Source organism: Mesorhizobium sp. M0854 (assembly GCF_040319815.1).
Classification (GTDB): Bacteria; Pseudomonadota; Alphaproteobacteria; order Rhizobiales; family Rhizobiaceae; genus Mesorhizobium.
Genome location: NZ_JAMYOL010000007.1, coordinates 35,481 through 48,384, shown reverse-complemented (window position 1 = coordinate 48,384; position 12,904 = coordinate 35,481). Strand labels below are relative to the sequence as shown.

At 64.1% G+C, this 12,904-nt stretch carries 12 protein-coding genes; 2 read left to right on the top strand and 10 right to left on the bottom strand.

Features of this window, described 5'->3' with window-relative positions; genetic code table 11:
• Positions 1-20: 20 nt before the first annotated feature.
• From recQ to uxaC, 9 genes are all read right to left on the bottom strand, one after another.
• Positions 21-1,856 (bottom strand): DNA helicase RecQ, encoded by a 1,836-nt coding sequence (gene recQ, locus NKH99_RS13670; RefSeq protein WP_353014396.1) that lies wholly within the window; start codon positions 1,854-1,856, stop codon positions 21-23.
• Positions 1,857-2,219: 363 nt separating this feature from the next.
• Positions 2,220-2,558 (bottom strand): cupin domain-containing protein, encoded by a 339-nt coding sequence (locus tag NKH99_RS13665; RefSeq protein WP_352540932.1) that lies wholly within the window; start codon positions 2,556-2,558, stop codon positions 2,220-2,222.
• 24 nt (positions 2,559-2,582) lie between these two features.
• Positions 2,583-3,350: a 2-dehydro-3-deoxy-D-gluconate 5-dehydrogenase KduD gene (gene kduD / locus NKH99_RS13660; RefSeq protein WP_353014395.1), complete on the bottom strand. Its 768-nt coding sequence runs from the start codon at positions 3,348-3,350 to the stop codon at positions 2,583-2,585.
• Positions 3,347-4,204 (bottom strand): 5-dehydro-4-deoxy-D-glucuronate isomerase, encoded by an 858-nt coding sequence (gene kduI, locus NKH99_RS13655; protein WP_353014394.1) that lies wholly within the window; start codon positions 4,202-4,204, stop codon positions 3,347-3,349. The genes kduD and kduI overlap by 4 nt, the downstream gene beginning before the upstream one ends.
• A gap of 27 nt (positions 4,205-4,231) precedes the next feature.
• Positions 4,232-5,008 (bottom strand): FadR/GntR family transcriptional regulator, encoded by a 777-nt coding sequence (locus tag NKH99_RS13650; RefSeq protein WP_352618125.1) that lies wholly within the window; start codon positions 5,006-5,008, stop codon positions 4,232-4,234.
• Between the two features lie 10 nt (positions 5,009-5,018).
• A complete protein-coding gene (locus NKH99_RS13645; RefSeq protein WP_023678089.1) occupies positions 5,019-6,299 on the bottom strand; it encodes a TRAP transporter large permease in 1,281 nt (426 codons plus the stop codon).
• 4 nt (positions 6,300-6,303) lie between these two features.
• On the bottom strand, positions 6,304-6,831 hold the full coding sequence (locus tag NKH99_RS13640) for a TRAP transporter small permease (RefSeq protein WP_023719697.1): 528 nt from the start codon (positions 6,829-6,831) through the stop codon (positions 6,304-6,306).
• A 103-nt stretch (positions 6,832-6,934) separates the two neighbouring features.
• Positions 6,935-7,912 carry a TRAP transporter substrate-binding protein gene (locus tag NKH99_RS13635; RefSeq protein ID WP_352814818.1) on the bottom strand — a complete coding sequence of 326 codons (978 nt, stop codon included), beginning with the start codon at positions 7,910-7,912 and terminating at the stop codon, positions 6,935-6,937.
• A gap of 37 nt (positions 7,913-7,949) precedes the next feature.
• Positions 7,950-9,359 (bottom strand): glucuronate isomerase, encoded by a 1,410-nt coding sequence (uxaC, locus tag NKH99_RS13630; protein WP_353014393.1) that lies wholly within the window; start codon positions 9,357-9,359, stop codon positions 7,950-7,952.
• A gap of 175 nt (positions 9,360-9,534) precedes the next feature.
• Between uxaC and NKH99_RS13625 the strand changes: the two genes are divergently transcribed.
• Together NKH99_RS13625 and uxuA are read left to right on the top strand one after the other, a co-directional pair.
• Positions 9,535-11,037, top strand: a complete 1,503-nt coding sequence (locus tag NKH99_RS13625) for a mannitol dehydrogenase family protein (RefSeq protein ID WP_353014392.1) — start codon at positions 9,535-9,537, stop codon at positions 11,035-11,037.
• Complete coding sequence (gene uxuA, locus NKH99_RS13620; protein WP_352814813.1) at positions 11,034-12,212, top strand: mannonate dehydratase; 1,179 nt, start codon at positions 11,034-11,036, stop codon at positions 12,210-12,212. Before NKH99_RS13625 ends, uxuA begins: the two co-directional genes overlap by 4 nt.
• Before the next feature lie 168 nt (positions 12,213-12,380).
• Here the strand turns inward: uxuA and NKH99_RS13615 are convergent, their stop codons facing one another.
• Positions 12,381-12,788 (bottom strand): F0F1 ATP synthase subunit epsilon, encoded by a 408-nt coding sequence (locus NKH99_RS13615; RefSeq protein ID WP_023678096.1) that lies wholly within the window; start codon positions 12,786-12,788, stop codon positions 12,381-12,383.
• Positions 12,789-12,904 lie beyond the last annotated feature (116 nt).

Below are 12,904 nucleotides of genomic sequence, written 5' to 3'. Positions count from 1 at the left end.
TGCGTCACTGAGGTGGGTCTTCAGCCCGCCACCCCGGGCTGATGCGCAGCGATCGCGCCGAGGAATATCTCGCCGAAATCCTTGAGCTTGGCGGCGCCGACGCCGTTGACCGCGGCGAAGGCGTCCAGATCACGCGGGCGGCGTTCGGCCATATCGATCAGCGTACGATCCGAAAAGATCACGAAGGCCGGCACCTGGCGTTCCCGGGCAAGACGCAGCCGTACAGCCTTGAGCGCAGCCAGCAGCGCCGAATCCAGACCTTCCGTGCCTGCTGCGGTATCCTCAGGACGTATCTTGCCTCGCGATGACTGGCGCGCGTCCAAGCGATACCGGAATGAAGCCTCGCCCCGAGCCAGCGCACCGCCCTTCTCGGCAATGGCGAGGCCGCCATGGCCGGCTGGGTCCACTGTCAGGAACCCTCCCGCGACGAGTTGGCGGAGCAGCGACAGCAAGAAACTCTTTTTATGCGCCACACCGGTGCCGAAGCTGGCAAGCCTGTGGTGGTTCCTGGCCAGGACCTTCTCGGTTTCATGGCCGAGCAGGACATCGACGACATGGGCGACGCCGAAGCGCTCGCCGGTCTGTGCGATCGCCGCCAGGATGATCCGCGCCTCCGCCTCGCCATCCGCATGCGGCGCCTGGTCGAGGCAGTTGTCGCAATTGCCGCAAGGCGAAGCACTTTCGCCGAAATAGCCAAGCAGGATCTGACGGCGGCACTGCGTCGTCTCGCAATAACCGATCAGCGTTTCGAGCCGGCCATGCGCGCGCCTTTTGTGCTCAGCCGGCGCATCCTCGTCTTCGATGAAAAGCCGGCGCATGCGTATATCGCCGAGACCGAAGAGCATATGTGCCTCGGCCGCTCGCCCGTCGCGGCCTGCCCGCCCGATTTCCTGATAATAGGCCTCCAAGCTGCCCGGCAGGTCGGTGTGGAAGACATAGGCGACGTCGGGCTTGTCGATCCCCATGCCGAAGGCGATGGTCGCCACCATCACCACGCCGGACAAGGTCATGAAAGCGTTTTGATTCGCTTCACGCGCGTCCTTGCTCATGCCGGCATGATAGGCGAACGCGCGTACGCCGTTCCGCTCGAGAAACGCCGCCATCTCTTCGGTCTTCTTGCGCGACAGGCAATAGACGATCCCGCTGCGGCCTGCATGGCGCTGCACGAAGTTTAGCAATTGGCGCTTGCTGTCTTGCTTGGGCTCGATGCCTAGCTTGATGTTCGGCCGGTCGAAGCCGAGCACCACGGTATCGACGCGCCCGTCGAACAGTTGCGCGGCAATGTCGGTGCGCGTCGTCTCGTCCGCCGTCGCCGTCAGCGCAATGATCGGCACTTTCGGGAAGATATCACGTAGTCTCGACAATTCTTCGTATTCGCGCCGGAACGCCGGTCCCCATTGCGAGATGCAATGTGCCTCGTCGATGGCGATCAGCCGGACATCGAGCTTGGTCAACGCCTCGAGCATTCGCACCGTCATTAGCCGCTCCGGTGCAAGATAGAGCAGGCGCGTCTGGCCTGCCGCGACACGGCGCCATGCAGCGACATTGGCATCGCGGTCGAGCGAGGAATTGATCGTATCGGCCGCCACGCCGGCAAGGCGCAATGCGGCGACCTGATCCTGCATCAGGGCCACCAGCGGCGAAACGACAATGGTGAGCCCGCCCAGCACCAGCGCCGGGACCTGGTAGCAGAGCGATTTGCCGGCGCCGGTCGGCATGACGGCCAGCACATGATGCCCGGCCAGCAGCGCCTCCATCACGGCCGCCTGGCCGAGACGAAAATCATCGAAGCCGAATACATCCCTGAGGACGCGCCGCTTGGAATCCTCTGTCGGGATGCTCGCTGCAACCTGCATTACAGAACTTTCGGGGATACGACCTGCCGAAATTCCCCGGCGAATCGCCAGGTGATTGCCTGGACAGCAGATTCGAACATTTATCGACCCCTCTGGTCCTGTCCGCGGCACCGCCTGAGGCGAACTTCTCTCTCATTGGCCGATATCAGACCGTCGTTCCAGCCCCTATTCGCTTTGGCTGTGAATATCGCAACGCCTCGGAGCGGTTAATCCTATCTTCACCATCATTCGGCAGGTTCAGGTTCTGCGGTGATGTTTTGAGTACCGCGGCGCCACAAGCGCCCAGGCAACACGCCCGCGTCTCTCCGGAGGCGCGGGTTTTTTCGTTCCGAGAGCCGGCTGCCTGAACTTCGGGCCCGCAGCTCAGTCGAGGAAATCGGCGCGGTGCGGCGTGAAGCTGTCGACCAGTCGTCCCGCCTCCAGCGCCCTGACACCATGGACCAGATTGGACGGAACGATGAAACTGCTTCCCGTCTCCAGGATTTCGGTCCTGCCGTCGATGGTGACTTCGAAGCGGCCTTCGGCGACGTAGCTTGCCTGGACATGCGGGTGCGAGTGCAGCGCGCCGACGCCGCCCTTGTCGAAACCGAACTCGACCATCATCAGTTCGTCGGTGTGCAGGAGCACGCGCCGGCGGTTGCCGTCGGGCGTCGGCGTCCACGCACCCTCGCCGGCATGCGAGAAGATTTTGGTTCCGGTCATCGTCAGACTCTCACCTTTTGTTGTTCATCGCGCCAGCCAGCCGCCGTCCACCGGCACCACCGCGCCGTGCATGTAGTTGGACGCTGGCGCCAGCAGGAAGACGGCTGCGTCGCCGATGTCTTCCGGCGCGCCCCAGCGGCCGGCCGGAATGCGCGCCAGGATCGAGGCGCTGCGGTCGGGATCGGTGCGCAGCGCCTCGGTGTTGTTGGTCTCGATATAGCCCGGCGCAATGCCGTTGACGTTGATGCCCTTTGCCGCCCATTCACATGCCAGCAGGCGGGTGATGCCGAGCACGCCATGTTTGGAGGCGGTGTAGGAGGCGACGCGAATGCCGCCCTGAAAGCTCAGCACCGAAGCGATGTTGACGATCTTGCCACGCCGCCCAGGCTCGGCAAGCACGTGCCTGGCAAAGCGCTGGCTGAGGAAGAACACCGTCTTGAGATTGACGCCAATGACGTCGTCCCAGTCGGTTTCGGTGAGGTCGACCGCATCGGCACGCCGGATGATGCCCGCATTGTTGACCAGGCCATCGAGCGGTCCGGTGCCGTCCCAGACGCGGTCAAGCATCGCCTGGGCAGTTGCATCATCACCAAGATCGCAGCGGACCGCCTCGAAGTGGCCGCCGACAGCCGCAATCTTCTCCGCCGTCTCGTCCATCGCCGACCGGCCGACGCCGACGACCGCGCCGCCGGCGCGCGCGATCGACACGGCGATGCCCTGGCCGATGCCGGTATTGGCGCCGGTGACGAGGATGCGCTTGCCGGCAAGGCTGAAGGCCGAGAGATCGCTCACTTGAGCTCCTCCATCGCCACCAGGTCGACATCGGTATAGTCGACATTATCGCCGGCCATCGCCCAGATGAAGGCGTAGTTGGAGGTGCCGGCGCCCGAATGGATCGACCATCCCGGCGACAGCACCGCCTCCTCGTTGCGCATCACGAGATGGCGCGTTTCGTCCGGCTCGCCCATGAAATGGAACACCCGCGCCGCCTCCGGCAGGTCGAAATAGAGATAGGCCTCCATGCGCCGGTCATGCACATGGCATGGCATGGTGTTCCAGACCGAACCGGGGGCAAGCTGCGTCATGCCGACGACAAGCTGACAGGTCTTTACGCCATCGGCATGGATGAACTGGAAGATCGAGCGCTCGTTGGAGGTCGCCTGGCTGCCGAGATCGAGCCGCTTGGCATCGCCGATGCGGATCAGCCGGTTGGGATGGCTCTGATGCGCCGGCGCGCTGAGCAGGTAGAACTTAGCCGGCTCAGCCGGATTGCTCGCAGCGAACGATACCTCATCCGTGCCCATGCCGAGATAGAGCATGTCGCGCGCCTGCAGCTCGTAGGATTGGCCGCCAGCTTTGACGACGCCGGCACCGGCGATGTTGACGATGATCATCTCACGGCGGTCGAGAAAATTCTTGGTCCCGGTCGGCTTGATCGCCTGCAGCGGCAGCGGTGTACCGGCGGGCACGGCGCCGCCGACGATCATGCGGTCGTAATGGGTGTAGGTCAGGCCGATGCGGCCGGGCCGGAACAGGCCTTCGATGAGAAAATTGTGACGGAGCTCGTCCGTGCCCATCGCCGCGGCAGAAACAGGGTCGATGGCGAAGCGGGAGGTGAAATCCGTGTGATTGTCAGTGTGATTCATTGCTGTCCCATGGGGCTGCCTTATTGGTCATTCGGTTGCCGCGGCCTTGACCGAGTCGGCATAAAAAATCTGGCGCGCGTGCAGGCGCTCGCGATAGCGCTGCTGGCTGGCACCGAGATGCGCGCGCATCGCCTCCCGCGCCGCTTCGGCATCGCCTGCCGAGATGGCGTTGAGAATCATCAGGTGTTCGCGCTGCAGGCCGCGCTGGTAGGCGTCGGACTGTGCGAACTCGGTCGACCAGGGCGAGGTCACATCGCAAGGAATGGCGCGCCGGCCGAGCACGTCGAGCATCTCGACATAGAACGGATTGTTGGTGGCGCTGGCGATTGCGCGGTGGAAGGCAAGGTCGGCCGGTCCAGTCGGCTCGCTGTTGAGGAGCAGCCGTTCGAACTCGAAGAAGGCTTCCTGGATTGCCGCTTCCTGCGCGGCGTTGCGCCGGATGGCGGCGAGCCCGGCGGATTCGATCTCGATCGCCAACCTGACTTCGAGCACGTTGAGGGCAATCGAATCCTTGCTGCCCATCTCCGCTGCCAGGGCACCGAACGCTGTCGAGATATGTTCGGTGACGAAAACGCCGGCGCCTTGGCGCGGCTCGACCAGGCCGTCCGCGGCAAGCTTGGCCAGCGCCTCGCGTATCACGGTGCGGCTGACCCCGAAGGTTTCCGTCAGCTGGCCCTCGGTCGGCAGCTTTTGCCCAGGCTGGATCTCGCCCGCCTGCAGCTGCTTGCGGATCGCCGCGACGACGGTTTCCGAAAGCTTCGGTCTTCGTTCGACGCGGAGCCCGACGGCAGTGTCCGATGCCATGTCGCACCCCCTATTTGAAGACGCTCGGCAGCCATAGCGAAATGGCCGGAATGTAAGTGACGAGCGCCAGCACCACGAGGCCTGCGCCATAGAACGGCCAGATCGAGCGCATCGATTCCCAGACGGATATCTTGCCCACTGCGCATGCCACGAACTGAACTGCGCCCACCGGCGGCGTGTTCAGCCCAATGCCGAAATTGAGGATCATGATGACGCCGAAATGCACCGGATCGACGCCGTAGGCCTGCGCCACGGGCAGGAAGATAGGCGTGCAAATGATGATAGTTGGCCCCATGTCCATGAACGTGCCGAGGAACAGCATCAGGAGGTTGAGCAGGAGAAGCACGACCAGCGGATCGTCCGAGATCGCGTTCATGGAGGCGATGAGCGCTGCCGGCACTTTCAGGAAGGCCATCAGCCACGAGAACGCCGCCGCCATGCCGATGATGAGCAGCACCATGGCCGTGGTGCGCACGGCGCCATGGGTGGCATGAACGAACCCTTCCCAGGTCATCTGCCGGTAAACGAAGACGGTCACGAGCAGCGCATAGATGACGGCGATACAGGAACTCTCGGTGGCGGTGAAGACGCCCGATCGCACGCCGCCGAAGATGATCGCGATCAACAGCAGGCCGGGCACGGCGACGGCGAAAAGATGCGCGACTGCGGTGAAGCCCGGAAACGCCTCGGTCGGATAGCCGCGGGAGCGCGCGACGATATAGGCGGTGACCATCAGCGACAGGGCCAGCAGCAGGCCCGGGATGATACCGGCCGTGAACAGATCGGCGATGGAGATCTTTCCGCCTGCCGAGATCGAGTAGATGATCATGTTGTGCGACGGCGGCAGCAGCAGCGCGATCAGTGCCGCCATCGACGTGACGTTGACGGCGTAGTCCGCTCCATAGCCACGCGCCTTCATTTGCGGGATCATCAGGCCGCCTACCGCCGCTGCCTCCGCCACCGCGGAGCCGGAAATGCCGCCGAACAGTGTAGCGGTTGCAATGTTGACCTGCCCGAGGCCGCCGCGCAAATGGCCGACGAGCGAGCCAGCGAAGGCAACGATCTTGCTGGCGATGCCGCCGCGCACCATCAAGTCGCCGGCGTAGATGAAAAACGGAATGGCCAGCAGCGAAAAGACGCTCATGCCGGAATTCAGGCGCTGGAACACGATCAGCGGCGGCAGGCCCATATAGAGGACGGTGGCCAGGCTTGCGACGCCCAGGCAGAAAGCGATCGGCGTGCCGATAAGCATCAGCAGGGTGAAGACGCCGAACAGAATCCACAGTTCCATGGCGTCAGACCTTCACGTTGGCGGTGTCGAGTTCGGCCGCGACTTCGGCCGGCGGCAGTTCATCGAGGGCATCGTCGATCGGCGCGCCGGAGAGGCGAAGCACGATGCGCTCCAGCGTGAAGAGCACGATGAGCGCGCCTCCCGCGACAAGCGGGACATAGTCCCAGCCCCCCGATATGCCGAGTGACGGCAAGACGGAGCCCCAGGTCAATGCGACCAGCTGGCTGCCATACCAGATCATGCCGATGCCGAAGGCGAGCGCGACAAGATCCGAAATCATCCGCAGCCAGCGCTTGCCGCCTTTCGGCAGCACGTAGAGCAGTACGTCGAAGCCAAGATGGTAGTTCTCGCGCACACCGACGGCAGCGCCGAGGAAAATGAACCAGCTCATCAGCATCACCGAGCCCGGCTCGGTCCAGCTCGGCGAGCGGTTCAGAACATAGCGGCCGAACACCTGCCAGGCGACGAAGGCGGTCATCAGCACCAGCCCGATGCCGGCGATCGACAGCGCCGCCGTGCTGACGCGCGACATCACTTGCGCGACGCCGGACAGGAGCGGTGTTGGTCTTGGGCTGGAAGTCACCGGTTTTCTCCCCAGGAGGATGGCGGCACGGAATGTCCGCGCCGCCGCTTGATCACTGCACGGCCTTGATGGCTTCGACCATGGCCTTCAGCTTGTCATCCTTGACGTGCTTCTCGTAGACCGGCCCCATCGCGTCGATGAAGGGCTGCTTGTCCGGCGTCGTGATCTGCGAACCGGCCGCCTCGACCTTGGCGCGCGATTCCTTGACCTTGGCGGTCCACAGCTCGCGCTGCTTGGCGACGCTTTCCTTGGCGGCCGCCTTGAAGATCGCCTGGTCTTCCGGCGTCAGCTTGTCCCAGCTCGACTTCGCCATGACGAAGGCTTCCGGCACCATCGTGTGCTCGTCGAGCGAATAGTACTTGGCGACTTCCGCATGCTTGGCGGTGTCGTAGCTCGGAAAATTGTTCTCCGCGCCGTCGATGACTCCGGTCTCGATCGCCGAATACACCTCGCCATACGGCATCGGCGTCGCGTTGGCGCCGAGTGCCGCCACCATGTCGACGAAGATGTCGGACTGGATGACGCGGAACTTCATGCCGGCCATATCGGCTACAGTGTTGATCGGCTTCTTCGAATTATAGAAGGAGCGCGAGCCGCCGTCGTAAAAGGCGAGCAGCACCAGCCCGACCTGGTCGAACGCCGCCGCGATCTGGTCGCCGATCACCCCGTCCATGACCTTGTGCATATGCTCTTCCGAACGGAAGATGTAGGGCAGCGAGGGCACGGTGGTCTCCGGGATGAGCCCGTTGAACGGCGCCATCGAGACGCGGTTGAGATCGATCACGCCGGTGCGCACCTGCTCGATCGTGTCCTTTTCCTCGCCAAGTTGCGCGGAAGGATAGATCTCGACCACATAGCGGCCGGCCGTGCGCTCCTTCACCAGCTCGCCGAAATATTTGACCGCCTCGACCGTCGGATAGCCGTCCGGGTGGGTGTCGGACGAGCGCAGAACCGTCTGAGCGCTTGCCGTTCCGGCCAGCAGTGCGGCGGCAACTAGCGTAGCCCCCGCCAGTCTCGAAAAATGCAGCATTGGTTTCCTCCCGTTTGAACGATGGCGGCAAGCGCCGTTAGAGCCGGTACGCCTTTTTCGCGAGCGTATAGGCAAGTTCCTGCGCCAGCTCGTGCGCCTCGTCCTCGCCGAGCCGATGCTCGGCGACGAGACGCGCCAGAAAAGCGCAATCGACCCGGCGCGCCACATCATGGCGGGCCGGTATGGATGGAAAGGCGCGGGTATCGTCGTTGAAACCGACGGTGTTGTAGAAACCGGCGGTTTCGGTGGTCATCTCACGGAACCTGCGCATGCCTTCGGGGCTGTCGTGGAACCACCAGGCCGGCCCGAGCTTCAATGCCGGGTAGACGCCGGCGAGCGGCGCCAGCTCGCGCGCATAGCTGGTCTCGTCGAGGGTGAAGAGGATGATGGTGAGGTCGCGCTCCAGCCCGACGCAGTCGAGCAGCGGCTTCAGCGCCGTCACATAGTCGGTTCGGGTCGGAATATCGAAGCCTTTGTCCCTGCCGAACTTGTGAAAGATAGAAGGCGAATGATTGCGCCAGGAGCCGGGATGGATCTGCAGGACCAGCCCGTCGTCGCGGCTCATCTTGGCCATCTCGGTCAGCATCTGGGCGCGGAACAGCTTTCGCTCGCGCTCGTCGTCCGAGCCCCGGCGGATGCGGTTGAACAGCTCCTGCGCGGCGGCATCCGAGAGATTGGCGGTTTCGGCCGTCGGATGGCCGTGATCGGAGGAAGTCGCGCCAAAGCTCTTGAAGAAGGCGCGCCGCTGGCGATGCGCATCGAGATAGCCGGCCCAATTGCCGGTGTCGCAGCCGGTGATCTCGCCAAGCCGGTCGAGATTGGCCGAAAAGCCTTCGAAGTCGGGATCGACGATCGCATCCGGCCGATAGGCGGTGACGACGCGGCCTTCCCAGCCGCTGTCGCGGATCATCTGGTGCCATCGGAGATCGTCGAGCGCGCCTTCGGTCGTCGCGATGACTTCAATATTGAAGCGCTCGAACAGCGCTCGCGGGCGAAAATTCTCCCACTGCAGCAAGGTCGAGATCATATCGTAATGGCGGTCGGCGGTTGCGGCCGTCAGCGGCTCGTCGATGCCGAACAGATGGGCAAGCACATGGTCGAACCACAGCCGGGTCGGCGTGCCGCGGAACAGGTAATAATGCTCGGCGAAGCACCGCCAGATCGTTCTGCCGTCGGTTTCAACCAGCGAGCCGTCAAGCGTCGGCACACCAAGCTCCTCAAGCCGAACGCCCTGGCTGAACAGCATGCGGAAAATGTAGTGGTCCGGCACGATCAGCAACTGCGCCGGATCGGGAAACGCCTCGTTGAGCGCATACCAGCGCGGATCGGTGTGGCCGTGCGGGCTGACGATCGGCAGGTCTTTGACCGCGGCATAGAGATCGCGGGCCAGCGAACGCGGGCGCGCCTCGGCGGCAAACAGCAAGTCCGGATCCGTCAATGCGGCCACGTGAATCCTCCCAATCCGGACATCGGTAGGGTTGGAAAGAAATAATGTCAACATACAAAAACTGGGTTGTTGTATGATGACTTTTCGTCGGCCATTGCCCATTGTGCGTGACGGTATCGGGTGTTACGCCGCCTGCCAGCAGTGACCCAACAATCTCGATCAGACACGTGGCGCAATGACCAATAGACGCCTTTCCAACAGCACGCTGAAGGCACTGCCGGCTTCGGTCGCGGTCCCGCGCTACGCCCGCGGCGCTATTGCACCGGGCATCGTCCATCTCGGCGTCGGTGCCTTCCATCGCGCCCACCAGGCGGCCTATGTCGACGACTGCCTGGCGGCGGGCGAGGCGGACTGGGGCATTGTCGGCGTGTCCTTGCGCAGTCCTGACACGCGCGACGCACTGGCGCCGCAGGATGGCCACTACACGCTGGCGATCAGGAGCAGCGTCGGCGAAGAGCTGCGCGTCGTCGGCTCGATCCTGTCGCTGCTGGTGGCGCCGGAAGATCCGGCTGCGGTGCTCGCCGCCCTGACCGATCCGCGCACCCGCATCGTCACGCTGACGATCACCGAAAAGGCCTATTTGAGGGCAGCCGGCGGCGGCCTCGACAATACCCACCCCGACATCGTCCATGATCTGGCCAACCCGCAAATGCCACGGACGGCGCATGGTTTCCTGACCGAGGCGCTGTCGCGCCGCCGTGCCGCCGGCATCCAGCCTTTCACCGTGCTCTGCTGCGACAACCTTCCGGCCAATGGTGCCACGCTGCACCGCCTGCTGGTCGAATTCGCCGCACTGCGCGATGCCAGGCTCGCCACTTCGGGCGATGCCAGGCTCGCCGCACACATCGCCGACGGCGTCGCCTTCCCGTCGAGCATGGTCGACCGCATCGTGCCGGCGACCACCGATGCCGACCGGGCGCGTATCGCCGTCGAGCTCGGCGTCGAGGATGCCTGGCCGGTGATGACCGAGCCGTTCTGCCAATGGGTGGTCGAGGATGATTTCCCGGCAGGCAGGCCGGCCTGGGAAAAGTTCGGCGTCACCATGGTCGGCGACGTCGGGCCCTTCGAGGACATGAAGCTGCGGCTGCTCAACGGTTCGCATTCGGCAATCGCCTATCTCGGCCTGCTCAGCGGCTACGACACGGTCGACCGCGCCTTTGCCGACCCGGCGATCCGGCAATTCGTCGACGGACTATGGGCCGAGGCCATCCCGACGCTGCCGCAGGACGCCGGGCTCGATACGGCCGGCTACACGGCCCAGCTCGCCGAACGCTATTCGAACACCGCGCTCGCCCATCGCACGGCGCAGATCGCCAATGACGGCAGCCAGAAGCTGCCGCAGCGCATCGTCGCCTCTGCCCTCGATCGGCTGGGTGCTGGTGACCCGCCCGCGCATCTCATGCTGGTGGTGGCGGCCTGGATCGCCGCTTGCGAGGCGCGCGGCAAAACCTTGCCGGAAGCTCATTTCACCGACCCGATCGACACTCGGCTTACGGCGCTCGGCAGCCGACCGGCTGGTGAAACGGTGACAGCGATATTCGATCTCGCCGGCTTCGCCAAGGACCATGCCCACCGCATGACACTGATCGATCTGACGGCAGCCCATCTCGAGCGCCTGCGGCGGGGCGGACCTGCCGCTGCCTTCGCAGCGCTTGGCATAGGCAGTGAGAAGCCATGAGACAAACCTGGCGCTGGTTCGGGCCGGACGATCCGGTGACGCTTGCCCATGTCCGTCAAGCCGGCGCCGTCGGCATCGTCAGCGCGCTGCATCACCTCAATGACGGCCGCGCCTGGCCGGCGGACGAGATCGCCAGGCGCAAGGCCGAGATCGAGGCAGCAGGCCTGACCTGGGATGTGGTCGAGAGCATCGTCGTGCACGAGGACATCAAGACCCGCAGCGGCAACTGGCGCACCCTGATCGACAATTACAAGGCGTCGGTCCGCTCCGTCGCCGCCGCCCGTATCAACACCGTCTGCTATAATTTCATGGCGATCACCGACTGGACGCGCACCGACCTCGATTATCCGATGCCGCATGGCGGCACGGCGCTGCGCTTCGATGTCGTCGAGCTCTGCGCCTATGACGTCTTCATCCTTGAGCGAGAAGGGGCGGAGGCCGATCACCCACCGGCCCGTATCGAGGCCGCGCGTGCGCGGCTGGAAGGGATGAGCGACAGCGACAAGGCAAGGCTGGAGCGCAACCTGATCGGCTGGGTCCCGGCGCGCGAATTCATCTTCGATCGGGCAAGCTTCCGCCGCGCTCTCGACCTCTACAAGGACGTCTCCACCGAAGGCCTGCGCGAAAACCTGTTTGCCTTCCTGCGCGAGATCGTGCCGGTGGCCGAAGAGGCCGGCGTCAGATTGGCGATCCACCCCGACGATCCGCCCTTTTCGCTGTTCGGCCTGCCGCGCATCGTTTCCAACGCCAATGATGCCCGCGCGCTGCTCGACGCGGTCGCTTCGCCGGCTAACGGGCTGACCCTGTGCACCGGCTCCTACGGCGCGGGCGCGCAGAACGATCTGCCGACGATGGCCGAGGCCTTCGCCGAAAACATCCATTTCGCCCATCTGCGCAATGTCACCAAGGAGCCAGACGGCTCCTTCCACGAAGCCGAGCACCTCGACGGCGACACCGACATGGTGGCGGTCGTGTCGGCGCTGATTGGCGAAGAGCGGCGGCGCAAGGCGGCAGGCAGGGCGGACTGGCAGGTGCCGATGCGTCCGGACCATGGCCACGCGATCGTCGACGACATCGGCAAAAAGGTGAACCCCGGCTATTCCTGCATCGGCCGCCTGAAGGGCCTCGCCGAACTGCGCGGCGTCATGCGCGCGGTGGAGACGCTGACGGTGTGACCAGCCCCCCTTCTCCCCTTGTGGGAGAAGGTGGCCGAGCGGAGCTCGGTCGGATGAGGGGTGCTCCAGGGATCGCCGCCGTCTCAGTTCTTCCAACACCCCTCAACCGTCTCGGCGCTGCGCGCCGATCCACCTTCTCCCACAAGGGGAGAAGGCAAGGGGCGCCTGTTAAGCCGGCAACAGCGCACCTTCAAGCGTCGTAAGCTGGTTGAGGAACTGCTCGGCCTTGCTGCGGGTCTGGTCGTCCTTGGCGTCGGCGGCGTCTTCCCTGGCCTCCTGGATGCGGCGGGCAAGGTCGGCGCGGTCGATGTCGCCGACGGCCACAGCCGATTCCGCCAGCAGCGTGCAGCCGGCCGGAACGATGTCGGCAAAGCCGCCGAACACCACGTAGCGCTCTTCCTTGCCTTGCGCGGTCTTTAGCGTGACGACGCCCGGCTTGATCGTCGTCATGACCGGCGCGTGATGCGCCATGACAGTCATTTCGCCCTCGGCGCCCGGAATGACGACGGATTCGACCTGCTCGGAAACCAAGAGGCGCTCCGGCGAGACCAGTTCGAATTTGAAAGCTTCAGGCATGATCAATTTAGCGACTGGTGAATGGTGAATGGTGAATGGTCAGAAAGAATGACCTTCACTCAGCCCCCGATTTCCTATCCGCTACTCCCCATTCACAATTCACTATTGACCATTCA